Origin of the sequence: Leucobacter sp. NPDC058333, assembly GCF_042726155.1 — a bacterium.
GTDB lineage: Bacteria > Actinomycetota > Actinomycetes > Actinomycetales > Microbacteriaceae > Leucobacter.
Genome location: NZ_JBHXHV010000002.1, coordinates 440,449 through 464,216 on the forward strand (window position 1 = coordinate 440,449; position 23,768 = coordinate 464,216).

At 67.0% G+C, this 23,768-nt stretch carries 20 protein-coding genes; 13 read left to right on the plus strand and 7 right to left on the minus strand.

Annotation, left to right across the window (positions count from 1 at the left end; translation table 11 throughout):
- Positions 1 to 53: 53 nt before the first annotated feature.
- Positions 54 to 515 carry an Lrp/AsnC family transcriptional regulator gene (locus ACFWHR_RS09860; RefSeq protein ID WP_382448131.1) on the minus strand — a complete coding sequence of 154 codons (462 nt, stop codon included), beginning with the start codon at positions 513 to 515 and terminating at the stop codon, positions 54 to 56.
- A gap of 202 nt (positions 516 to 717) precedes the next feature.
- Here ACFWHR_RS09860 and ACFWHR_RS09865 point away from each other — a divergent pair, with 202 nt between their 5' ends.
- Entirely contained in the window at positions 718 to 2,109 is a 1,392-nt protein-coding gene (locus ACFWHR_RS09865) for an MFS transporter (RefSeq protein WP_382448132.1), read from the plus strand.
- Positions 2,110 to 2,243: 134 nt separating this feature from the next.
- Here ACFWHR_RS09865 and ACFWHR_RS09870 read toward each other — a convergent pair whose 3' ends face one another.
- Positions 2,244 to 3,002 carry a FadR/GntR family transcriptional regulator gene (locus tag ACFWHR_RS09870; RefSeq protein WP_382448133.1) on the minus strand — a complete coding sequence of 253 codons (759 nt, stop codon included), beginning with the start codon at positions 3,000 to 3,002 and terminating at the stop codon, positions 2,244 to 2,246.
- Between the two features lie 247 nt (positions 3,003 to 3,249).
- On the opposite strand from ACFWHR_RS09870, the gene ACFWHR_RS09875 reads away from it, so the two are divergent.
- From ACFWHR_RS09875 to ACFWHR_RS09905, 7 genes are all read left to right on the plus strand, one after another.
- Positions 3,250 to 4,770 carry an ABC transporter substrate-binding protein gene (locus ACFWHR_RS09875; RefSeq protein WP_382448134.1) on the plus strand — a complete coding sequence of 507 codons (1,521 nt, stop codon included), beginning with the start codon at positions 3,250 to 3,252 and terminating at the stop codon, positions 4,768 to 4,770.
- Positions 4,771 to 4,876: 106 nt separating this feature from the next.
- The gene (locus ACFWHR_RS09880; RefSeq protein ID WP_382448135.1) at positions 4,877 to 5,824 is read left to right on the plus strand and encodes an ABC transporter permease; all 948 of its coding nucleotides are present in this window, start codon (positions 4,877 to 4,879) and stop codon (positions 5,822 to 5,824) included.
- A gap of 2 nt (positions 5,825 to 5,826) precedes the next feature.
- Positions 5,827 to 6,750, plus strand: coding sequence for an ABC transporter permease (locus ACFWHR_RS09885; protein ID WP_382448136.1), 924 nt, complete (start codon positions 5,827 to 5,829; stop codon positions 6,748 to 6,750).
- A complete protein-coding gene (locus ACFWHR_RS09890; RefSeq protein ID WP_382448137.1) occupies positions 6,750 to 8,525 on the plus strand; it encodes an ABC transporter ATP-binding protein in 1,776 nt (591 codons plus the stop codon). The genes ACFWHR_RS09885 and ACFWHR_RS09890 overlap by 1 nt, the downstream gene beginning before the upstream one ends.
- A gap of 132 nt (positions 8,526 to 8,657) precedes the next feature.
- Positions 8,658 to 10,061 carry an amidase gene (locus ACFWHR_RS09895; RefSeq protein WP_382448138.1) on the plus strand — a complete coding sequence of 468 codons (1,404 nt, stop codon included), beginning with the start codon at positions 8,658 to 8,660 and terminating at the stop codon, positions 10,059 to 10,061.
- 99 nt (positions 10,062 to 10,160) lie between these two features.
- On the plus strand, positions 10,161 to 10,619 hold the full coding sequence (locus ACFWHR_RS09900) for a hypothetical protein (RefSeq protein ID WP_382448139.1): 459 nt from the start codon (positions 10,161 to 10,163) through the stop codon (positions 10,617 to 10,619).
- A 7-nt stretch (positions 10,620 to 10,626) separates the two neighbouring features.
- Positions 10,627 to 11,049 carry a hypothetical protein gene (locus ACFWHR_RS09905; protein WP_382448140.1) on the plus strand — a complete coding sequence of 141 codons (423 nt, stop codon included), beginning with the start codon at positions 10,627 to 10,629 and terminating at the stop codon, positions 11,047 to 11,049.
- 13 nt (positions 11,050 to 11,062) lie between these two features.
- On the opposite strand, the gene ACFWHR_RS09910 is transcribed toward ACFWHR_RS09905, so the two are convergent.
- Positions 11,063 to 11,857: an SDR family NAD(P)-dependent oxidoreductase gene (locus tag ACFWHR_RS09910; RefSeq protein WP_382448141.1), complete on the minus strand. Its 795-nt coding sequence runs from the start codon at positions 11,855 to 11,857 to the stop codon at positions 11,063 to 11,065.
- Positions 11,854 to 13,389, minus strand: a complete 1,536-nt coding sequence (locus ACFWHR_RS09915; RefSeq protein ID WP_382448252.1) for an aldehyde dehydrogenase family protein — start codon at positions 13,387 to 13,389, stop codon at positions 11,854 to 11,856. Before ACFWHR_RS09915 ends, ACFWHR_RS09910 begins: the two co-directional genes overlap by 4 nt.
- 190 nt (positions 13,390 to 13,579) lie before the next feature.
- Between ACFWHR_RS09915 and ACFWHR_RS09920 the strand changes: the two genes are divergently transcribed.
- Positions 13,580 to 14,707 (plus strand): 3-isopropylmalate dehydrogenase, encoded by a 1,128-nt coding sequence (locus ACFWHR_RS09920; protein ID WP_382448142.1) that lies wholly within the window; start codon positions 13,580 to 13,582, stop codon positions 14,705 to 14,707.
- A gap of 100 nt (positions 14,708 to 14,807) precedes the next feature.
- Positions 14,808 to 15,251 (plus strand): VOC family protein, encoded by a 444-nt coding sequence (locus ACFWHR_RS09925; protein ID WP_382448143.1) that lies wholly within the window; start codon positions 14,808 to 14,810, stop codon positions 15,249 to 15,251.
- Between the two features lie 214 nt (positions 15,252 to 15,465).
- On the opposite strand, the gene poxB is transcribed toward ACFWHR_RS09925, so the two are convergent.
- Complete coding sequence (gene poxB / locus ACFWHR_RS09930) at positions 15,466 to 17,190, minus strand: ubiquinone-dependent pyruvate dehydrogenase (RefSeq protein ID WP_382448144.1); 1,725 nt, start codon at positions 17,188 to 17,190, stop codon at positions 15,466 to 15,468.
- 199 nt (positions 17,191 to 17,389) lie between these two features.
- Here poxB and ACFWHR_RS09935 point away from each other — a divergent pair, with 199 nt between their 5' ends.
- Together ACFWHR_RS09935 and ACFWHR_RS09940 are read left to right on the plus strand one after the other, a co-directional pair.
- Positions 17,390 to 18,013 carry a DUF4870 domain-containing protein gene (locus tag ACFWHR_RS09935; RefSeq protein WP_382448145.1) on the plus strand — a complete coding sequence of 208 codons (624 nt, stop codon included), beginning with the start codon at positions 17,390 to 17,392 and terminating at the stop codon, positions 18,011 to 18,013.
- Between the two features lie 69 nt (positions 18,014 to 18,082).
- Complete coding sequence (locus ACFWHR_RS09940; RefSeq protein ID WP_382448146.1) at positions 18,083 to 19,147, plus strand: flavin-containing monooxygenase; 1,065 nt, start codon at positions 18,083 to 18,085, stop codon at positions 19,145 to 19,147.
- Between the two features lie 183 nt (positions 19,148 to 19,330).
- Here ACFWHR_RS09940 and ACFWHR_RS09945 read toward each other — a convergent pair whose 3' ends face one another.
- On the minus strand, positions 19,331 to 20,404 hold the full coding sequence (locus ACFWHR_RS09945) for an NYN domain-containing protein (protein WP_382448147.1): 1,074 nt from the start codon (positions 20,402 to 20,404) through the stop codon (positions 19,331 to 19,333).
- Positions 20,405 to 20,504: 100 nt separating this feature from the next.
- Complete coding sequence (locus tag ACFWHR_RS09950) at positions 20,505 to 21,926, minus strand: amino acid permease (RefSeq protein ID WP_382448148.1); 1,422 nt, start codon at positions 21,924 to 21,926, stop codon at positions 20,505 to 20,507.
- Between the two features lie 329 nt (positions 21,927 to 22,255).
- Between ACFWHR_RS09950 and ACFWHR_RS09955 the strand changes: the two genes are divergently transcribed.
- Positions 22,256 to 23,653 (plus strand): MFS transporter, encoded by a 1,398-nt coding sequence (locus tag ACFWHR_RS09955; protein WP_382448149.1) that lies wholly within the window; start codon positions 22,256 to 22,258, stop codon positions 23,651 to 23,653.
- The last annotated feature ends 115 nt before the right edge of the window (positions 23,654 to 23,768 follow it).

The following is a 23,768-nucleotide window of genomic DNA, read 5'->3' on the forward strand; positions in this document are numbered from 1 at the left end:
CGCACCAGAAGTTACCCCGCTCGCGTCAGGCGTGGGAGGTGGGGCGGCCGGCGTCAGTCTGCGCGGAGCAGGCCCGTCACTCGGTACGGGATCACCTCGCGCAGGAAGAGGCTCGTCGACGTGCGGGTGATGCCCGGGCAGAGGCGAATCTCCTCGCTGACGCGGTACAGGTCGTCGGGGTTCCGCGCCACGACGCGCAGCAGCAGGTCGGTGCTGCCGGCAGGTGCGAAACACTCCAGCACCTCCGGGATGTCCGCGAGCGCCGCGACAGCGGCACCGATCTGGTGCTGGTCGAGTTCGACCTGCACACTCGCTCCCACCGGACGACCGAGCGCCGCGGGCGTCGCCCGGGAACTGTGGAGACGAAGCGATCCAGATTCGCGTAACTTCTCGAGCCGCGCCTGCACCGTGCCGCGCGCGAGACCGAGCGTGAGGGCGATCATCGCGGTCGGCATACGCGCATCTTGATCAAGCAGCAGCAAGATCCGTCGGTCTGTCGCGTCCAGTTCACTCATAATGCCCACTTTCTGCTCGCTTGATACGGTACCCATTGATCATATCGATCAATTTTAAGTTCGTCGCTTGCGCAGATCGGCGCGGTACGATGAACTCATTCACGTGCCGGTGGACACCCCCACCGCACACGGATCATCGCTCGCACACCCCGCGAGTACACCAACGGACGCGCCACCCCTGCGCCCGAAGAAGGAGCCCGTCATGCGCGCCACAGCGTCTGCGACTGCAATCGCATCAGCATCGCCCTCAGCGTCCACACCTGAAACGCCCCAGCTCGACACCCTGAGCGACACGATCCGAACCCCGCTACACCGCCCGCGAGCCCGAGTCGCACTCACTTCGCTCGCACTGTTCACGCTGCTGGTGAGCGCGAACCTCAGCACCCCGCTATTCCCACTGCTTGAGACTCAACTCGGTATTGGATCGCTGGGCATCTCCATCGCGTTCTCGAGCTATGTGCTCTCGCTGATCGTCGGGCTGTTGCTCTTCCGTCGCGTGGCCGATGTCGTGAACCGTCGATCGGTGCTCATCGCAGCGCTCGCGGCAGCCGCGCTCGCCACCGCGGCCCTCGCCTTCGCGCCGACGCTCGGCTGGTTCTGCGTCGCGCGCGCCGTGCAGGGCATCGCGGTGGCGTGCGCGACGGGAACCGGGGCCGGTGCGCTTCGCGCGCTGCTACCCGGGCGCCCGATGCTCGTCGGGCGCCTCACCCTGCTCGCGACGTCGGGTGGCGTCGCGGCCGGGCCCGTCGCGGGCGGACTCCTGTCATTCGTGGGCGCACCACTGCAGACCCCGTACCTCGCCGTCGCCCTCGCCCTCGCCGTGCTCGTGCCGGTGATCGTGGCCGTCGCGCCACACGATGAGTGCGCGCCCAGCTTCGGCGGGATCGCGCTCGCGGATGCACCCGACCCCAGGCCCGATGGGGTGGAGGCCCCCGATGCTCACGATGCCTCTCACGTCCCGAGCCGCGCGGGATCAAGGGACGCGTCAGCCGTTCGGGCGTTCCGCCTCGCCGCGGCGACGGGTTTCTTGAGTTTCATGGTTTTCGGATTCTGCCTGTCGCTTGCACCTTCGCACTTCGCGGCAATCGCTGGCACCGACTCTCGCGTGGTCATTGGCGCGCTCGCCGCAGTGACGCTCGCCGCGTCGGCACTCGTGCAGTTGGTGCCGCTATCGGGAACTTGGCGGCTGCCCGTCGGGCTCACGCTGCTCGCAATCGCGCTCGTTGGCATCGCCGCGTCGGGAGCGGTGGGAACGGTGTGGTTCCTCGTCGGCGCGAGCGCTCTGGCGGGCGTGGGTCAGGGCATCGCGTTCCAGGCGGCGTTCACGGCTGCGACGGCGGCGGTGCATCCGCTGCACCACGCATCGACGGTCAGCGCGGTGTACACGGTGACGTACCTCGGCAGCGCGGTGCCCGTGCTCGGACTCGGCGCTCTGGCCGCGAGCATCGGCCTGCCCGCCGCGGTAACGGCGTTCGCGCTGACCGCGGCGGCGCTCGCAGTAGTGCTCGCGTGCGTCGGCGTGCGGCGCTCGCGCACGGCGAGCCCCGCCCGCCCCGCCCCCGCCGCCCGCCCCGCCCCCGTTACGACCCGCTGACCACGAGCGTTTCGGTCGAGCGCGAGGGGTTTCTCCCCGCAAATTCCCTCGTGTTCGGCGTGAACCCTCGTGTTCGGCGGGCCGCGCGGCGCGCGCGGGGCCGCGCGGCGCGCGCGGTCGCCGCGCGGCGGGCGCTACTCCGCTAGGGCCTCTAGGGCGCGGCGGTCGAGGTCGGTTTCGACGAGCAGGCCGAAGCGGTCGGCGACCGCACGGCGCGCGATCCGGCTCGCGAGGGCGTCATCGCGCGCCTCGATCGCCGTGAACAAGCTGCGGTCGATCGCCGCCGACTCGAGCTTCAGCCGGTTGTCGTGGTGCTCGTTCTCGACGTCGCGCTGAATGATGGCGCGCAGCACCCCGGACACGGCCTCGCCGGTGAGGCGCAGTACCTCGTTTCCGCTGGCCTCCCAGATGGCCTCGTGAAACTCGATGTCGGTGGCGGCGAAGGTGTCAGAATTCGCCTCGGCGTCGCGCTCCATTTGCTCGATCGCCGTGCGCATCCGCTCGAGCTGCTCAGCGTTGTGCCGCACGGCCGCCAGCCGGCTCGTCGTCCCTTCAAGCACGACGCGGTATTCGACGAGCGCGGAGACATCGAGCGCGTCGGTACCGACAAGAGCGCGCAGCGAGCGCGACAGTGTTTTCGACGAGGGGGCGAGTACGACGGGGCCGCCGCGTGTTCCGGGGCGCGACTCGAGCAGACCCATGCTCTGCAGAATGCGCAGCGCTTCGCGCACGGTTGGGCGGCTCACGCCGAACTGCACCATGAGATCGCGTTCGCTGGCGAGTTGCGATCCGACCGGAATGTCACCCGAAACGATGGCGCGCTCGATCTGGTCGACGATGCGTTGATAGGTGTGCACCGGCACCGCGGGCTCGAAGCTGTGGGTCGTCGACACCTGAATCTCTTCCTGATTGCATACGGAGCGGCGTCCTCTGAAGCAACTCAGCGGGCGCGTGATCCGATGATAGCGCCCACTTAAGTGGCCTTACCATGTATCCTGGTTCGAAATCTCCCGGGATTTCACCGAACACCTCCCGCCGGTTTCGCGAATACGCTGTGCATTGCGGAACGGCGACGGGCATCGTCGCCCGATACCACCCCCACCACGGCCACGCTCGCGCGGCCTCAGCCACAGGAAAGCAATGATGCGACGTAAGAATGCGATTCTCACCACGGCCGCAATCGCGACCGCGGCCCTCCTCGGCCTCGCGGGTTGCTCCGCAGGATCAAGCAGCAGCTCGGGCGGCGATGGGAAAACTCCCACGACGGCGACTATTGCCCTCACCGGCACGCCGACCAACCTCGACTTCACGACGACGGCCGGATCCGCGATCCCGCAGGCCCTGATGTCGAACGTCTACGAGGGACTCGTTGAGCTCGACCAGGCCGGCGAAATTCAGCCGCTGCTCGCGACCGACTGGAAGGTCAGCGACGACCGCAGGACCTACACGTTCACGCTGCAAGACGGCGTCACCTTCTCGAACGGTGACGAATTCACGGCCGACGACGTAAAGTTCAGCTTCGACCGCGTCAAGACCGACTGGGTGTCGAGCCTGAAGGCGAAGATGGACGTCGTCGATGACGTCAAGGTCATCTCCCCCACCGAGGTCGCCGTTACGCTGAGCTCGCCGTCAAACGCGTGGCTCTTCAGCCTCGCGACGCCCGTCGGCGCGATTTTCTCGGAAGACGCGGTCGACGACCTGGCAAACACTCCGGTCGGCACCGGTCCGTACGAGGTCTCCAAGTGGACCCCGAACGAGAGCCTCGTTTTCGACACCCGCGACGACTACTGGGGCGACGCTCCCGGCGTCGAGCAGGTCACGCTGAAGTACTTCGCCGATGCGACCGCCACGACGAACGCGCTGCAGACGGGCGACGTCGATGCGATCGCCAACCTGCAGGCGCCAGAGCTGCTCTCGAGCTTCGAGTCCGACGACAAGTTCGTAGTGACCACCGGCACGTCGAGCGGCGAGGTCTCGCTCTCCCTGAACAACAAGGCGGCACCGTTTGATGACGTGCGCGTTCGCCAGGCAGTGCTGTACGCGCTCGACAAGCAGGCGATTCTCGACACCGCTTGGAACGGCTACGGCTCGCTCGTCGGCACGTTCGCAACGCCGACGGATCCGTACTACGAGGATCTGAACGACGCCTACCCCTACGATCCCGAGAAGGCGAAGGAACTGCTCAAGGAAGCAGGCCAGGAGAACCTGAGCATCGAGTACACCGTGCCGACGCGACCCTACGCCCAGGCGGTCTCCGAGATCGTGGTCTCGCAGCTCAAGGATGTCGGCATCAACGCAACCATCAAGTCCTCTGAGTTCCCCGCTGTCTGGCTCGACGAGGTCTTCACGAAGCACGACTACCAGATGACCACGGTGCTCGCAGTCGAGGCCCGCGACATGCTCACGGTGTTCAATGACCCGAACTACTACATCGGTTACGACAACTCGAAGATTGCCCCTATTGCCGCAAAGGCTGATGCAGCCGACGAGGCAGGGTACGTCGAGGGGATGAAGCAGGTCTCTGAACAGATCGTCGATGACGCGGCCTCGGGTGTGCTGTTCCTCTTCCCGAATATCACTGTCTCGAAGGCCGGCCTGCAGGGCATGCCCGAGAACGCGATCATTGAGGCACTTGACCTCACGAACCTGAGCTGGAAGTAATTCGTCCCGCTGACCCCCTCGCGGGTGAGTAATTTCTGACGCTCTGCAGCGCAGAAGCGTCAGAAATTACTCACCCGCGAGACCCACCACAACCCGAGGAACCCGCATGGCCATTCGGATCCTGATCAATCTCGCGAGATTCGCGGTGACGTATATCGTCGCCACGGTCGTCGTGTTCCTCTTCATGCGCCTGATCCCGGGCGACCCAGCCCAGATCGCGCTCGGCGTCAACGCCACCCCCGAGCTCCTTGAGCAGACGCGCGAGCAGTTCGGCACCGACCGACCGCTGATCGTGCAGTACTTCGAGTGGTTCGGCGGCCTCCTCACGGGCGATTTCGGCACGTCGTACGTGACGCGCACCGACATCAGTCCGATGGTGCTCGACCGGGTGCAGGTCAGCCTCATCCTCGTGCTCACCGCGATGGTCGTCGCCCTGCTCGTCGCTATCCCGCTCGGCACGTGGGCCGCCGTCAAGCACCGCAACTTCTCGGGCGTCGCGATCGGCCTCGGCTCGCAGATCGGTGTCGCGATCCCCGGCTTCCTCGCCGGCATCCTGCTCGTGATGGTCTTCGCCGTCGGGCTCGGCTGGCTGCCCGCGAACGGGTGGACGGCCCCAGCCGACGATTTCGGCGACTTCATTCGCCGGCTCATCTTGCCCGTCGTCGCCCTGGCTTCGGTGCAGGGCGCCATTCTCACGCGCTACGTCCGCTCCGCCGTGCTCGAGGTGATGAGCGAGGACTACCTCCGCACGGCTCGCGCCAAGGGTCTCAGCAAGAACGGCGCACTGCTCAAGCACGGGCTCCGCAACGCCGCGATCCCGGTCATCACCGTGACGGGCGTGCAGATCGCAGCGCTCATCATCGGCGCGGTCGTGATCGAGCGGGTGTTCGTGATCCCGGGCCTCGGTTCAATGCTGCTCGACGCCGTCGGCAACCGCGACATGCTCACGGTGCAGTCGGTCGTGATGGTGCTCGTCGCGATCACCCTGATTCTCAACCTCGTCGTCGATGTGCTCTACACGCTCATCGATCCGCGTCTGCGAAGGAGCGCCTAGCCATGAGCACGCAACAGGTTCCCACCCCGCCATCACAGGCGCCGCGCACGAGCGCCATCAGCGCGCCGGGCAACGCCAGTACGAGCGTCACGGCGAAAGCGCGCCGCGGCAAGCTGTCGGCGACGCTGCTGATCGGCCTCATTCTCATCGGGCTTGTCGCGGTCGCCGCGATCGTCTCTTTCTTCTGGACGCCCTACGACCCGACCCAGGCGATGCCGGCCGACCGCCTGCAGGGGTCGAGCCTCGCGCACCTCATGGGCACGGACAAGTACGGCCGCGACGTGTTCTCGGCGATGCTTTACGGCGCGCGCATCACGCTGTTCGTCGGCGTGATCTCGGTCGGAATCGCGATCTTGATCGGCACGCCGCTCGGCATCATCGCCGGCATCCGCGGCGGCTGGATCGAAGAGGTCATCATGCGCACCTCAGACATCGCGCTCGCGTTCCCCGCACTGCTGCTCGCGATCATGTTCAGCGCCGTCTTCGGCGCCTCGACGCTCACGGCGATGGTCGCGATCGGCATCGCGACCATCCCGGGCTTCGCGCGCGTCGCCCGCTCGGGCACCCTGCAGGTCATGACGACCGAGTACGTGCTCGCGGCGAGAGCGGCCAGTCAATCGCGGTTCCGGATCGCCATGCGTCACGTGCTCCCGAACATTATTGGCATGGTCGTCGTGCAGTCCTCCGTCTCGTTTGCCCTCGCGGTGCTCGCTGAGGCCGGCCTCAGCTTCCTGGGTCTCGGCACGCCGCCGCCCACGCCGTCGTGGGGCCGCATGCTGCAGGAGTCGCAGCAGTTCCTCGGCACCGAACCCATGCTCGCGGTCTGGCCCGGCATCGCCATCGCCATCGCCGTGATGGGCTTCAATCTGCTCGGTGACGGCCTCCGCGATCGCTTCGATCCGAAACTGAATGGGAGCCGCGGCTAATGCGCACTGACCCCTCCACCTCGCCCGCAGCCCGCGGCGACCTGCTGCTGCGCGTCGACGATCTCAACGTGCGCACGCCCTACCGCACGCTCGTATCGGATTTCTCGCTGCACATGGCGCACGGTGAGCGCATCGGATTGATCGGGGAATCCGGATCGGGCAAGTCGATGACCACCACCGCGCTGCTCGGCCTGCTTCCGAACGGCGTCTCGGCCGACGGTTCGGTCGAACTCGACGGCTACGCCGGAAACCTGCTGACCGCGCCAGAAAACGACCTCATGAAGCTGCGCGGCAATGACGTCGCGATGGTCTTCCAGGAGCCGCTGACCGCGCTGAATCCGCTGATGCGCGCGGGCGCGCAGGTCGCGGAGATCATGTTGCAGCACAAGCTCGCGCCGAACAAGGCAGAGGCGAATCGCCGCGCCATTGAGATGCTCGACGCCGTGAAGCTGCCCGACCCGGCTCAGGCGGCGCGAGCGTACCCGCACCAGCTCTCTGGCGGTCAGCGCCAGCGCGTGATGCTCGCGATGGCGCTCGCAAACGACCCCGCACTGCTGCTCTGCGACGAGCCGACAACCGCGCTTGACGTCACCGTGCAGCGCCAGGTACTCGACCTGATTCTCGAGCTCGTGCGCGCACGCGGCACCGGGCTGCTCTTCATCACCCACGACCTCGCCGTCGTTGCGAACATGTGCACGCGAGTGCTCGTGATGAACAATGGCGTGATCGTTGAGGAGGGCACAACAGAAGACGTCTTCACCCGCCCGACGCACCCGTACACGCGCGGCCTACTCGCCGCGTCCGATCTCGATGCGGTCGACGCGAACGGCCGGCTGTTCACGGTCGCGACGGCGCAGGAGTACGTGCCACCGGCGGTCGGCGAGGCCGAGGTGGTCGCTGCCCCCGCCGCCCACGCTGCTCCCGCCCACCCCGCCGCACCGGCCTCCCCCGCCTCCCCCGCAGCCGAACCCGTGATGCGCGTCGCCGACCTCGTGCGCACGTACACCCGCGGCCGCACAAGCCTGTTCGCCCCGCCTCCCGAGGTGCACGCGCTGAAGGGGATCTCGTTTGAGGTTCCCGAGGGCGGTCGCCTCGGAGTCGTAGGCGAGTCGGGATCCGGAAAATCGACCCTGCTGCGTATTCTCGCGGGACTCGACCAGCCAACCTCTGGCAGTGCGATCGTTGCGGGCAATGAGGTGAACGGCGCGAAGGAGGCCCAGCTGCGGGCGCTCCGCCAGAATTTACAGATCGTGTTCCAGGATCCGATGGGGTCGCTCGACCCCCGCATGACCGTCGAACAGATCATCTCGGAGCCGCTGCTCGTGCCCGGACGCGGCGAATCCGCCGCAGATCGACGACGCATGGTCGCTGAGATGCTCGAGGCTGTCGGGCTGCCCGCGTCCTCAGCCGAGCGCTTCCCTCACCAGTTCTCCGGCGGCCAGCGCCAGCGCATCTCGATCGCTCGCGCCCTGATCTGCCGGCCCCGCGTAGTTGTCGCCGACGAACCCGTGAGTGCGCTCGACGTGTCCGTGCGCGCGCAGGTGCTCAACCTGCTCGCCGACCTCGTCGACGAATACGGGCTGACGCTGGTCTTCGTCTCGCACGATTTGAACGTGGTGCGCCACCTCTGCGACTCGGTGATCGTGATGCAGTCGGGCGAAATCGTGGAGGCGGGCGACACGGAGACCGTGTACCGCGACCCGCAGCACCCGTACACGCGACGCCTCATTGAGTCGTCGCTCACCCTGCGTCAGGAGCTGACCCAGAGTGCCTGACGACTGGTCTCCGCTTCGGTGAGAGATTCGGCTTCGGTGAGACGTTGAGCACCTAAACGGTGTCACCGAAGCCGAATCTCTCACTGAAGCAGACTGACATCGTCACTGCCCACCTCTTCGAAAGGCAACAGGATGACCTCCTCTACACGCCCTGCGTCCCTCGACGCAGCAGCGCTCACAGCCGGCTTCGCCGACGGCTCGCTCACCCCGAGCGAGGTCGCCGAAGACGTCATCGCGCGCGTCGAAGCGCGCGAACCAGAGCTCAACGCCCTGTACCTGTTCGACGCCGCACAGGTACGCGCTGACGCGACCGCATCGACCGAGCGCTGGCGCGTCGGCGCTCAGCTCAGCGCGTTCGACGGCGTGCCCACGACGGTGAAGGAGAACATCGCGCGGGCGGGCCAGCCAAAACCCGCGGGCACAGCGATCCCGAACCCTCCGATCGCACCTCGAAACGCCCCGACCACCGAGCGTCTGCTTGAAGCGGGTGCGGTGATCGTCGGATCGACCACGATGCCCGATTGGGGCATGCTCTCATCTGGCGTGTCGAGCCTGCACGGCATCACGCGCGGCGCGCTCAACCCCGCGCACACCTCCGGCGGATCGAGCGCGGGCGCTGGCACCGCGGCGGCGGCCGGGTACGGACCGTTCCACATCGGCACCGACATCGGCGGCTCGATACGGCTTCCGGGCTCCTGGCAGGGGCTCACCGCGCTGAAGCCGAGCGAGGGGCTCATTCCGCTCGACGTGCCCTACACCGGACGCGCGGCGGGACCGTTGACGCGCACGACAGCCGACGCGATCCGGCTGATGTCGATCGTCGCGCAACCCGATCCGCGCGACTATCTCACCCGCAGCTACCGCCCGATGGAATGGTCGACAGACCCGCTCGCGCCCGCGGGCATGCGCGTGGCGCTGCAGCTGGAGGCTGGATCGGGACTCGCCGTCGAACCCGAGACGCTCGCCATCGTTGAACGCGCCGCGGCGCTCTTCGCGGAGGCCGGCGCCGAAATCGTGCCGCTCGACCCGTTCATACCCGCGGCGGTGCTCGAGGGGCTCGTGAATTTCTGGCGCAGCCGATCCTTCGCAGATTTCGAGGCGCTGACCCCGGCAGAGCAGGCGCTCGTGCTGCCGTTCATTGCGGAGTGGTGCGGCGCCGGAGCCGACTTCTCGGCCGCGCAGACCGTGCGCAACCGAAACATGAGCGATGAGATGGCCCGACTCACCCGCGCGGCAACCGAACCGTTCGACCTCGTGCTCTCGCCGGTGACCCCCGTCGCGGCGTTCGCCGCCGAAGATCCGATGCCGATCACCGATCCGCTCGCGACGATGGGGCACATCTCGTTCACGGTGCCCTACAACATGTCGGGACAGCCCGCGGTGTCCATCGGAGCCGGCGTACAGGCCGACGGGCGCACCGTCGGCCTGCAGATCGCGTCGCGGATCGGCACAGACGACCGCCTGCTGCGCGTCGCCCACTGGTTCGAGCAGGCGCGCGGCTCTGAAGCCGAGGTGGACTGGTCACGAGTGGCGTGAGCCCGTGTGGCGTGAGCCCGATGTTCATCCGGCGGCTCTAGAACAGTCGCGAGCAGCGAGCTAGGCTGACGCTCACAACGGAGTGAAGCGGAGAACCACATGGGACTGTTCAACCGAGCGAAGAGTGCATTCAACGGAGACGGGGGCGACCTCGCGGCCCAAGCGCAGGCTGCCCAGCAGCTCGCCGCGCAGCACCTGCGGGACGCCGGATACACCGACGGTTCACCCGTCACCATGGCGAACGCCGGGCAGGTCGGTGAACAGATGTACGCCGATCGCGACGTACTCACCGCGTACGGGCAAGAACTTAACCGCATCATCGCGGTCGGCCATCCCGGCACCAGCGTCATCACAGCGGCAGCTGACACCGGCGAACGGACCGCGGGAAACCCGTGGTTTCAGCTCGAAGTCCAGGTGACGCTCCCCGGCCAGGCGCCGTACGTCGTGAGCAAGCGCGAGATGGTGGCGCCGCAGTTCATGGATCGCTACGGCGTCGGTGCGGCCCACGACGTGGCGGTCGACCCGGCCGACCCACAGAAGATCGCATTCACTAACTGAGCGAGCCATGGGCGTCTTTCGCGATATCGGCCGCCTCATGCGGGCGGGTGTCGAGCAGTCCGCGCGCACCGACTACGTCGAGAATCTCAAGCAGTCGGCTGATCTGGCCGAGCAGATGTCAGGCGTCGACCCGAATCGACCGCTCGGCACCCACGGCGCGGCGTCGGCGAACCCCTTCGTGAACATGGCCGCGTTCGCGAGCATGACGTCGGCGTCGGGGACGGTTGTGTCGCTCTCCCCCACTGGCCGGGATCTCGACGGGACCCCGATCTACGCAGTCGAGCTGAGTGTCGGCATCGACGGGCAGGATCCGTACCGCGCGACATACGAAACCGTCATCGCGGCTGGAGCGCTGCACAACTGGCAGCCGGGGCGCGTCCTCCCCTTCCGGGTCTCCCCGACAAACCCGCAGACCCTGATGCTCGGCTGACTCTCGCCCAGCTCTACTCGGGCGGCGTGAAGCGGCCATCAATGGCGGTCCAGCCGCCGTCGACCACGAGGGTTGATCCCGTTACAAACGATGACGCGTCCGACGCGAGGTACACGACCGCACCCGCCAGCTCGTCCGGTCGCGACCAGCGGCCGAGCGCCGATTTCTGCGCGTACGCGTCGTACCAGGCGTCATTGGCTTTGATCTGCGCCGTGAGCGGGGTTTCGACTACACCGGGCGCCACGACGTTGACCCGCACACCCTGAGCGCCGTACTCGGCGGCCGCGGTCTTCGCGAGTTGCACGAGCCCCGCCTTCGTCGCCGCGTACACGCCCTGCCCGGGCTCAACGACCTGCGCCCGGATCGACGCGAAACCGATGATCGAACCCCCGCCGTTGGCCGCGAAGCGCGTGCCGAAGTGGCGAATCAGCTGGAACGATGCGCGCAGATTCAGGTTCACCACGCGGTCGAACTCGTCGAGCGTGTAATCGGCCATGCGCTTGCGCACGTTGGTCGCGGCGGTGAACACGAGCGCGGAGGCCGTGCCGAAACGCTCCGCGGCGGCTACCACTGCGTCGTCGTCGAGCACGTTCAGTTCGAACGCCTCGGCAACGCCGCCGCGCTCTGTGATGAGCGCGACCGTCGCCTGAGCACCGTCAAGCGAGTAATCGGCGACGACGACGTGCGCCCCCTGAGCCGCGAGCGCCTGCGCTGACTCGCGGCCGATGCCGCTGCCAGCCCCGATCACGACGACGGTGCGCCCGTCGAGGCGGAAAAGCTGCGAGTAGTCGATCTGCGAGTGGCTCATGCGGTCGTCTCCTGGGCGGTGCCGGTGGGGCGGGTCGGACGGGCGGGGCGGATCATCGCCATGCGAGTCACGGTGAACTCCTCGATCGCGAAGCGCGGGCCCTCGCGTCCAATGCCGGAGTCTTTGACGCCGCCGTAGGGCATGATGTCTGAGCGGAATCCCGGGATCTCGTTCACGACCACGCCCCCGACCTCGAGACGCTCGATTGCGTCGAACGCGCTCGCGAGTGACGCCGTGTAGATCGCGGCCTGCAGTCCGTACCGCGAGGCGTTCACGAGGGTGATCGCCTCGTCGATCGAGTCGACGACCGTGAGGCAGACGACCGGCCCGAAGATCTCCTCGCACCACACGTCGACGTCGGCGGGCACATTACCGAGCACGACGGGGTTCACGTGGGCGGCGGCACCCTCCCCCGGGCCCTCGGTGAGTAACGTCGCACCGGCGGCGAGCGCGCGATCGATCATGGCGCGGATGCGCTCCCCCGAGGCCGCATTGATGACGGGCGCGACATTGGTCGCGAGATCACGAGGATCGCCCACAACCAGTTCGCGCATGCGTTCGACGAGGCGGGTGGAGAAGCGCTCGGCGATCCCGCGCTCGAGCACGACGCGCTGCACCGAGATGCACGCCTGCCCGTTCGCGTAGAAGCCGCCGCGCAGCACGGCATCGACAGCGGCTTCGAGGTCGGCGTCGGCGGCGACGATGAAGCCGGTGTTCGATCCAAGTTCAAGCACGACCTTGCGGGGTGCGGCCTGCTGGGCAATGAGATGGCCGATCTTCGCCGAGCCCGTGAACGACACAATCTGCGCGCGCGGGTCACGCACGAGCGTCTCCCCGACAACCGGGTCGCCGTTGACGAGCTGCGCCGCGGCCGCGGTGACGCCGTGCGCGGCGAGCACTTCCCGGGTCATGGCGAGCAACTCGATCGTGGCGAGCGGCGTGTTCGGCGCCGGCTTGATGATCACGGGGCAGCCGGCGGCGATCGCGGGGGCGAGCTTGTGCGTCGCGAGCAGCAGCGGGTAGTTGAAGCCGGCAATGCCGACCACGATGCCGGCGGGCTTGCGGGTGTAGTAGCCGATCATGCCGCGGCCGAGCTCCTGCAGGTCGAGCGGCACGGTCTCACCGTGGATGCGCGACACCTCCTCAGCGGTGGCCTCGAGCGTCACGAGGGTGCGGCTCACCTCGGTGCGGCAGTCGACGCGCGGCTTGCCCGTCTCAAGCACGAGTAAGTCTTCAAGGCGCCCGGCGGCCTCTCGCACACGGGCCGTCAGATCCGTCAGGATCGCCTTGCGCTGCGCCGTGGTCAGCGCCGCGACGGCCGCCCGCGCCGCATCGGCAGCGTCGAGCGCGTCTCGCGAATCGTCTGCGCCACTCACGGGCACCTGCGCGAAGACGCTGTCGTCGTAGGGGAACACGACGTCAGCGGTCGCGCCGGTGACGCGCCAGCCTTCCCCGATCGGCAGGGCTCCGGCGGGCGCGAGGAGATTCAGTGACTCACGCAAGGCGCTCTCGCCGCGCGTCACGGCGGGCATTCCTGTGACTGCGAGATCTGGTGCGTCTGACATTGCTGCTCCCTGCTGCTCCCTGTCGAGATGCGAAAGTGCTGGCGTTGCGCGCGGCAAAAGTGTGCAGCCATCGCGCCGAGTGGTCTTACCATTTAATATAGTTCACCACAGGCCCATCTCCAAGGCGCAGCGGCCGCGCGCCCCGAAAGGATCGACCATGACGAACAGCTACGCCATCGCGGTACTCCCAGGCGACGGCATTGGCCCCGAGGTCGTCGGGTGCGCGCTCGAGGTACTCGACGCCGCCGAACAGCGTTTCGGCTTCACCACCGAGCGCAGCACCTACGCGGCTGGCGCGAATCACTACCTCGAGACCGGTGAACTCTTCGACGCGGTCGAGGCGCAGCTGCGCGAGGCGGATGCGATCCTGTTCGGTTCTATGGGCGACCCTCGGGTCGCCCCGGGAATACTGGAGCGCGGCTTCATTCTTGAGATGCGCCAGCGATTTCAGCAGGCGGCGAACGTGCGGCCCGTGCGCCTCTACCCCGGGGTGCCGACACCGATCGCCGGCGTGACGCCCGAGCGGTGCGAGCTCGTGATCGTGCGCGAGAACACCGAGGGCGCGTACGTCGGCCGCGGATCGACCGTGCACGCAGGCACCACCAACGCCGTAGCGATGCAGGAATCGCTCAACACCTACGCGGGCATCGAGCGCGTCGTGGACTTCGCGTTTCGGTTGGCCGTCGGTCGCCGCAGGCGTCTGACGCTCTGCCACAAGACGAACATCCTCGTTGCAGCGGGGCAACTGTGGCAGCGTGTCGTGGCCGATGTGGGTGCGCGTTACCCCGAGGTTGCGGTCGACTATGTGCACGTCGACGCGATGTGCTTCCACCTGCCGCTGACCCCCGAGCGCTTCGACGTGGTCGTCACCGACAATCTGTTCGGCGACATCATCACTGACCTGGGCGCGGTCATTCAGGGCGGACTCGGGGTCGCGACCAGCGCGAACCTCAACCTCGACGGCAGTGCGCCGAGCATGTTCGAGGCGATTCACGGCTCCGCGCCCGACATCGCCGGGACGGGCTGGGCAAACCCGGCCGGCGCCATCCTGTCGCTCGCACTGATGCTTGGACACCTTGGCGAGGGTGAGGCCGCGCGCGCGGTCGAGGCCGCGACTGTTGAGGTGCTCGGAGGTTTGCCAGCGCTCGCAGGGGCGGAGATGGGCGCGACGACCGCCGAACTCGGGGCGCGGATCGCCGCGATCGTGCGCGAGGGGCGCGCCAATATGGCACTCGTGCCGGGGTCGTTGCTCGGAGTACTCGCGACAATTGAAGCTGCTCGGTAGGCGGGAGCGGCGCGAGCCGGAGGCGACAAGAACTCCGCTCATACGGCCGTTTTAAGCGGAGTTTCTGTCGCCTCCAGGAGTGGGGCGTAGTCTCGCGAGCATGACAGTGCAGCGGCTTGACCACACCAGCATTGTGGTGCGAGATCTCGAATCAGCAATCACGTTCTTCACCGAACTCGGGCTCGCGCTCGACGGCCGGGTACCCATAGCGGGCGATTGGGCCGACGCGGTGAACGGAATCGTCGGCCTACGCGTCGAGATCGCGATGATGCGCACGCCCGACGGACACGGCGCGCTCGAGCTCACCCGCTTCGACTCACCCGAACCAGTCGTTCAACAGCCCGACGCCGCAACGCCGCAGGCGCTCGGCCTGCGCAGCATCATGTTCGCCGTGACCGACATTGACGCGACGCTCGAACGACTGCGCGCGGTCGGCGGCGAACTCATCGGCGAAATCGCAAACTACGAGGGCATCTACCGACTCTGCTACGTCCGCGGCCCCGAACAGGTCATCGTGGCACTTGCGGAGGAGCAGCCGCGGTAGCTGGCCGGCTCCGCCGAGCCCACGGCCCTTCCACACCGCCGGCCCTGACCACACCGCGCCCGCCCCGCAAAGCCCCGCTACATCACCGAACCCCTTCCACGTCGCCGAGCCCCTTCCCGAAATGCGTGTTCGCGGGAGGGACTCGGCGAGACGGTAGGGACTCGGCGAGACGGGCGGGGCTCAGCGAGCGCAGCGGCACCGCCGCCCGCTGCGCTCAGAACAGCTGGCGCCAGTTCGCGCGGGCCAGGTCGAGCAGCTCGTCGCCGCGGCCCGACATCACGGTGCGGATCGCGTAGAGCGCGAACCCCTTCACCTGCTCCGCGTTGATCGCGGGCGGCATCGAGAGTTCTTGGCGCTCGGTCACCACGTCGAGCAGCGCCGGGCCGTCGTGGGCGAGCACCTCGGCAAGCGCCTGCGGCAGATCCTCCGAGCGCTCCACGCGCCGCGAGAAAATACCGAGCGCCGTCGCGACGTCGGCGAAGTTCGGGTTCGCGAGATCGGTGCCGTAGTTGACGAATCCCGCCGCCTTCATCTCGAGTTCGACGAAGTTCAGCGATGCGTTGTTCACCACAATGGTCTTCACCGGCAGCTGGTTCTGGGTCAGCGTGATGAGCTCGCCGAGCATCATCGCGAGCCCGCCGTCACCGGCGAGCGCGACGACCTGTCGGTCGGGCTGCGCGGCCTGCGCACCGATGCCGTGCAACAGCGCGTTCGCCATCGAGCCGTGGTTGAACGACCCGATCAGGCGGCGCTTCCCGTTCATCGTGAAGTAGCGGGCAGCCCACACTGTGGGCGATCCGACGTCCGCGGTGAACACCACGTCTTCGTCGGCCGCCTCGTCGAGCAGCTTGGCCAGGTATTGCGGGTGGATCGGCTGCTTGCGCTTCGACGGCACCGCCAGTTCGTCAAGCTTCGCGCGGGTCTTCGTGTAGTGCGCGCGGGCGTCGTCGAGGTGGCTCCGATCCCGACCCGGGGTGATGCGCTCGAGCAACGCATGCGCCGTGGCACCCGCGTCCCCCACGAGCCCGAGGTCCACCGGATGCCTGCGACCGATCTGCTCCCCCCGGATGTCGACCTGGATCGTCCGAGCTTTCTCCGGGTAGAACTGCGTGTACGGGAAGTCGGTGCCCAGCATCAGCAACGCATCGGCGCCATCCATCGCGCGGAAGCCGGAGGCGAACCCGAGCAGACCGGTCATACCCACATCGAACGGATTGTCGTACTCGATGAACTCCTTGCCGCGGAGGGCGTGCACGATGGGCGCGGCGAGGCGATCCGCCAGCGCTACTACCTGCTCGTGAGCACCCTCGACCCCCGCGCCCGCCAGGATGGTGACGCGCTTCGCACCGTTCAGCAGCTCGGCCGCGCGGTCCAGCTCTTCAGCGCTGGGCACGACCACGGGCCGTGCGCGCTCGATGAGATGCGTCGCCGTCGTCAGCGCGTCCGAGAGCGCCACGTCACCCGGAATCACCACGACCGCCACGCCACGGCGCTCAATCGCCGTGCGCATCGCGATCTCGAGCACGCGGGGCATCTGGCTCGGGCTCGCTACGTATTCGCTGTACACGCTCGCTTCGCGGAACAGGTCCTGCGGATGCGTTTCCTGGAAGTAGTTACTGCCGATCTCGCTCGTCGGAATGTGAGCGGCGATCGCGAGCACGGGAACGCGCGAGCGATTCGCATCGTAGAGTCCATTCACGAAGTGCAGGTTTCCGGGGCCGCAGGATCCGGCGACCACTGCCAACTCGCCCGTGACTGCCGCGTCGGCGGCCGCGGCAAACGCAGCCGATTCCTCGTGTCGTACGTGCACCCACCGGATCGAGCCGTCCTTGCGTAACGCATCGGTGAAGCCGTTCAGCGAGTCACCCGGCAGGCCGTACACGCGCTCCACGCCGTTGGTCTTGAGTGTTGCGACGATGTGTTCGGCGACAGTGGTCATGAATGCCTTGCCTTTCGTTTGGTGCGGTTGGTGCGGTTGGTGCGGCGGTCAATTGCGACCATACGCCGCTCCGGCGGGCTGCGCGAGGGGGCTGCGCTGGGTTCGCGAGGAGCGTATGGCGACGGGTCGAATGGGGAGGTGCGGAGAAAAACGACGCTGGATCCCGGATCGCCAACCGACTTTTCGCTAGCCTGAAGATATGAGTTTCCCGGATCCTGGCCAGCAGCCGCCCGTTCCCAGCCAATATGCACCCCCGGCGGATGCGAACGCGGTGGCTCCGGTGGACGCACCTGCTGCTCCGACAGCTGGGTCCGTGCAGCCGCAATACGCCCAGCCACAGTATGCGCAACCGCAGTACGCCCAGCCGCAGTACGCGCAACCGCAGTATGCCCAGCCACAGTACGCGCAACCCGCGCAGTATCCCCACTACGTGCGTCCCGTCACCGGGGCTGCTGCGTGGGCGCTCGGACTGATCGCCCTCGCGTTCATCCCGTTTCTCGCGGCCATCGCATCGTGTATCGCGATGTTGCTCGGCGGCGCCTCTGCCCGCAAGCGTGGCGGAATTGCCGAGATCAACGGGCGCAACGCTATGAACTGGGCCCTGACCTATCTCATCGCCACGATCCTGCTCGTCGGCGGCCACTTCGTGTTGCTCTTCACTGCAGCACGGAACGGGTTGGTCTCAGGGTTTTATCCGCTCGGCATTCCCATCACCCTGTGGGCGATCATGACACTCGCGCACCTCGTGTTCTCGATTGTGGGGTTGTCGCGCGCCAACTCGGGCAAGACATTTTGGGCGCCCGCACTCCCCTTGATCCGCTAGCGGCAACGCAGGCGTTGAGTGCGCCGCGCCGAAGGGAATGGCGACGGGTCCGAGTCAGTTGCACCCCGTGTGACTGAATCCCGCACCTTCGACAGCGTTGTGATCGGCGCGGGCCAGGCCGGGTTGTCGAGCTCCTTTCACCTGCAGCGACTCGACATCTCGCACGTCGTGCTCGACGCTGACGAGTCGGCGGGCGGCGCGTGGCAGCATCGCTGGGACGCGCTCACGATGAGAGACGTGCACGGCGTCGCCGAGTTGCCGGGTTCGCTCCCGCCAGCCCGCACCGTGCAGCGCGCGAACCAGGCGATTCCCGCCTACTTCACCAAATACGAGCGGGAGCACGCACTTCCGGTGATCCGGCCCGTCCGTGTCGATCGCGTGGAGAACGACCCTGATCAGCAGCGCCTACTCACCGTCACAGCGGGCGATCGAGTATGGCGCACGCGCACCATCGTGAACGCGACGGGCACGTGGTCGCAGCCATTCATCCCCCGCTACCCCGGCATGGCCCAGTTCGCGGGTGAGCAATTTCATACGGTCGCGTACCCCGGGCCAGAGCACTTCATCGGCAAGCGCACGCTCGTGGTCGGCGGCGGAGCATCAGCGGTGCAGTTCTTAGGCGCGCTCGCGCCGATCACCGACACGATCTGGGTCACCCGCAGCGAGCCGATCTGGCGCACCGACGACTTCACGCCAGAGGCGGGCGCGGCGTCAGTCGCCCTCGTCGAGCAACGCGTTGCGGCCGGGCTCCCGCCGCAGAGCGTCGTCAGCGTGACCGGACTCATGCTGCGGGAGCAGGAGCGCGAAGCGGAGCGGCTCGGCGCCTACGCGCGCAGACGGCCGATGTTCGCCAGCATCGAACCCGACGGCGTGCGCTGGGCGGACGGCACGTTCGAGCGGGTCGACGCGATTCTGTGGGCGACGGGTTTTCGACCCGCGATCGCGCACCTCGCACCACTGCACCTGCGCAGCCGCGCCGGAGGAATCCAGCTTGACCGCGCCGGGCGCGGCACGACGGCGGTCGTCGACCCGAGAGTGCAGCTCGTCGGGTATGGCCCCTCGGCGAGCACCATCGGTGCAAACCGCGCGGGGCGCGCCGCCGCGACGGGGGTGCGGCGGTACCTGGCGAGGTGACGGGTGCGGGCGGGGTGCGGGCGGCTCGCGTTGCGCAAGCTATCTGCGTTCGGCAAGCCCGGATCGGGGTGGTTCGGCTTGCCGAACGCAGATCGCTTGCCGAACGCGACGCGCGGGCGCCGTGCGCGCCGTGCGGGCGGGAGCGCCGTGCGCGTTGCGCGGGCGCCAAGCGCGACGCGCGGCTCACTCAGACTGGTCGCGGAGGCGCACCAGGCGCTCGTGCCCCGTCTCTTCAAGTTCTGCGACGTCGGCGCGCGACTTCAGGAAGTCCGAGAATGAGCGGAAGCCGAGCGCCTTCTCATTGAACGACGGGTCCATGCGGCGCATCTGCTGCTTCACGGCCGAACTGTAGAGCCAGCCAGAGTCGTCTTTGTCTTGGCTCAGCCAGAGGGCGCGGATCAGCAGCCCCGTGACCGCGATCTCCGAGTCTTCGCCGTCGATCGAGTCGCCGGGTTCAATGTCGATGGCAGCTTCTTCGGCCGCTTCGAGGGCGCTCTCGAGGCCCTGCTCGAAGGAGTCGGTGGACGCTCCCCCCGACGATGATTCAGCGCTCGAATCCGAGTTCGCGCCCGACGCGGATCCCGCACCGGGGGCCGACGCCGTTTCTGTCGCTGAGTTGCCTCGACCGCCGCGGCGGGATCGCTTGGGCTGATCCTCGCGTGGTGTGTGCGGCGAGACTGCGCGTGACAGCGTCTCAATGCCCGGGAGTGCGTCGTACGAGGCGAACTCGTCGCAGGCGGCGGTGAGCGCTTTCGCAGTCGAGCCCGCGACGCCGATGCCCACGACGTAGCGACCAAGACGCTTGCAGCGCTGTGCGAGCGGCACGTAATCAGAATCGCCCGCGACAATCACGACGTGCGTGAGGTCGTCGAGTCGGAACATGTCTTCTACGGCATCAACCGCGAGGCGAATGTCAGCGCCGTTCTTCGCGTACGCGGCGGCGGGAAACAGCTGCACGAGGTCAATCGCGCGGGCGACGAGCTGCGAGCGATACTCAGCGTTCATCGGCGCTGACCAGTCGGCGTAGGCACGCGTGAGCACGAGGGTACCGAACGACGACGCGTAGTCGATAATCGCGCCGACGTCGACAACCGCAGCGCGGAGGCGCTCGGCGATGCCCGCCTCAGTGGGGTCCTCGGCAATGCGCTGGCGATCCCGGGCGAACGAATTGCGCCCGTGCACGCGGTCGTACCACGAGAGCACGATGTTGTCGAAGTCGAGGTAGACCGCAACGCGGCCGTTCTGAGTGTCTGCCACGCGCCCAGTCTCTCACCGATCCGCGGAGACACCAGCGGCGACGGGCCGGGAACCCCCGATCCCGCCGCCGCGAGTGACTGCGCAGTGGCTCGCGCCGCCGTTACGCCTCGAGCGCAGCTTCTGCGGCCGCTTCTTCGGCCGCCGCCGAGTCGGCAGCCGCCTTGCGCTTCAGGCGCGAGCGCCGCACGAAGGGCCAGCACACGACCAGCACACCGGTGGCGATGAGGCTCGTCCAGACCTGGTCGCGGCCCGACTCAGACGAGAGCATGACGATGAGCACACCGATGATGGCGGCGATCAGCACGATGTTCAGCCACGGGTGCAACCACACCTTGAGCTTGAGGTTCGCGACCTCCTCAGGCGTCATCTTCTGACGCAGGCGCATCTGAGTGAGTGCAATGAAGACGTAGACGAAGAGCGCGACGAGGCCGGCCGAGTTCATGATGAACGAGAAGACACCTGAATCAGGGGCCGCGTAATTCACGATCGTCGCGATAACGCCGCCGCTCGTCGAGGCGATCAGCGCCGCAACCGGTACGCCGTTCTTCGCCTTCTTTGCGACGAACTTCGGCGCGAAGCCCTGTTCGGCGAGCGACGAGAACATCCGCGACGCCGAATACAGGCCAGAGTTCAGCACGGAGATCACCGCGGTGAAGATGACGAGCTGCATCACGATCGCCGCACCCGGGAGGCCGAAGAGTTCAAACACGTAGGTGAACGGCGCGGTCGCGACGTTGATCGGCTCGGGCAGTTCGTCCCAGGGCACAATCGTCGTGATCACGAGCACTGCGCCCACGAAGAAGAGCAGGATGCGCCAGATGACGGTGCTGGTCGCCTGGCGGATCCCGCGTGCGGGATCTTCAGATTCGGCCGCTGCCATCACGGCGATCTCGGTACCGAAGTACGAGAAGATCACGAGCGCAACGCCGGTGAACGCAACACCGAAGCCGTTGGGGGCGAAACCGCCGTGCTCCCAGAGGTTCGGTACCGAGAAGCTCGAGTTGGGCCACAGGCCGAGCGCGAAGAGCACGCCAGCGCCGAGGAAGACGACGATCGCGAGCACCTTGACGCTCGCGAGCCAGAACTCGACCTCACCGAAGGTGCGCACGGAGATCAGGTTCGTGCCCACGAAGATGAGGAGCAGGATCAACGAGCCCGCCCACGACGGCAGCGCCGGGAACCAACCCTGCAGCGTTTCACCGCCGAGCACCGCCTCGTACGCGAGCACGCCCACCCAGAAGTACCAGTAGAGCCAGCCGACGAGGTACGCTGCCCAGTCGCCGAGTCCGACGCGGGCGTATTCCATGAACGAGCCAATAGCGGGCCGCGCAGCGGCCATCTCGCCGAGCATGCGCATGGCGAGGAAGACGAGGAGGCCGCCGATCAAGTACGAGAGAATTGCTGCGGGGCCAACCTCGCGGATGACGTTGCCGGAGCCGACGAAGAGGCTTGCGCCGATAATTCCGCCGAGCGTGATCATTGTTACGTGACGCGGGCGGAGCTTCTTATGTGCGATTTGCACTGTCCCCACAGACGTCTCGGGCGATACCGGCTTTGAGTAAGCAGATTTCGGGTCATTTGATTCGAAATTCATTGCGGGGGGAAGTGCCTCACTCGTTTGGGTACGGCCCGCGTTCGGGGCCTGGGAATAACCCGAGAATAATAAGACATTCTGCGTCCCATAGGAAATCGAGTGGCTAGATCCGTACTCGTGGGCATTTCCGGCCAGTAAGTGCACGCACCGTCGCGAAACCCGAGGAAACTGCCCCGACACCTTGCGGCAACGTATTTGAAATCGTATATTATTACTGATCGGCAGCCGCCGAACCCTCGTCACAAAGGAGTGTCCGTATGTCATCAGTACCCCCGCGGGGATCACTGACCCCGACAGGTACCATCGCCACCACCGGCGATCGCCGCCGCGTCGCGATTGCCACAGTGGTTGGCACGACAGTCGAATGGTACGACTACTTCATCTACGCCTCAGCGGCTGGTCTCGTATTCAGCCAGCTCTTCTTTGAACCGGCAGGCAAGGGTGTCGGCACGATTCTCTCGTTCCTCACTGTCGGCATTAGCTTCCTGTTCCGCCCGCTCGGCGCCTTCCTTGCCGGTCACTTCGGCGACCGCTTCGGTCGCCGCATCATCCTGGTCGTGACGCTGATCCTGATGGGCGCTTCGACCGTGCTCATCGGTCTCTTGCCGACCTACGGTCAGATCGGCATCGCGGCGCCGATTCTGCTCATCCTGCTGCGCATTTTGCAGGGTGTTTCAGCGGGCGGCGAGTGGGGCGGTGCCGTGCTCATGGCCGTCGAGCACGCGCCGCGCGATCGCCGCGGTCTGTTCGGCGCGATGCCGCAGATCGGCGTGCCGATCGGCCTGCTGCTCGCGAGCGCGATGCTCGCCATCATGAACATGATCTTCCCCGGCGATGCCTTCCTCGTGTGGGGCTGGCGCATCCCGTTCCTGTTCTCAATCGTGCTAATTCTCATCGGCTACTGGGTGCGCCGCCGCGTCGAGGAGAGCCCGGTCTTTACCGAAATCGCTGAGCGCAAGGAGCAGACCGGTGCCCCGATCGTGCGCCTGTTCGCTCGCTTCACCCCGCTCGTGATTCTCGCCGCGCTCGTCTTCGCCGGCAACAACGCGGTCGGATACATGACGACCGGCGGATACGTGCAGAACTACGCCACGAACCCCGACGGCCCCGTGGGCCTCGACCGAGGCGAGGTGCTGTGGGCCGTCACCGCGTCGTCCGTCACTTGGCTGCTCTCAACGTTTATCGCGGGCTGGATCTGTGACCGTATCGGACGCCGCACGACCTACATCATCGGCTGGATCTTGCAGGGCGCTGCGCTCTTCGCGCTATTCCCACTCGTCAATACCGGTAACCCCGTATTGCTGGCGGTCGGCCTCATGCTGCTGACCCTCGGGCTCGGATTCACGTATGGACCGCAATCCGCCTGGTACTCCGAGCTGTTCCCCGCCTCCGTGCGCTTCTCGGGAGTCTCGATCTCGTACGCGATCGGAGCCATTCTCGGTGGAGCGTTCGCGCCGGCAATCGCGTCGTGGCTGCAGCAGACGACGGGAACCTCCACGTCTGTCACCTTCTATCTCGTAGGCATGACCGTGGTCGGCCTCATCGCGACCCTGCTGCTGCGTGATCGCAAGGGCATCTCACTCCGCCCCGGCGACGAGGAAGAACAGCGGCGCGGCATCTACATCTGGGAGACGGCAAGCGCCCCGAAGCGCTAGCCGGCCGGGGCACGGCGCCCCCGGTGCCCCCGGTGCCCGCGCCCCCGGCCCCTGGAGGCGGCGGTAAGTAGCCGTAAAAAGCCGTTTTTATGGGGCGTTTTTTGGGCCCGTGGCT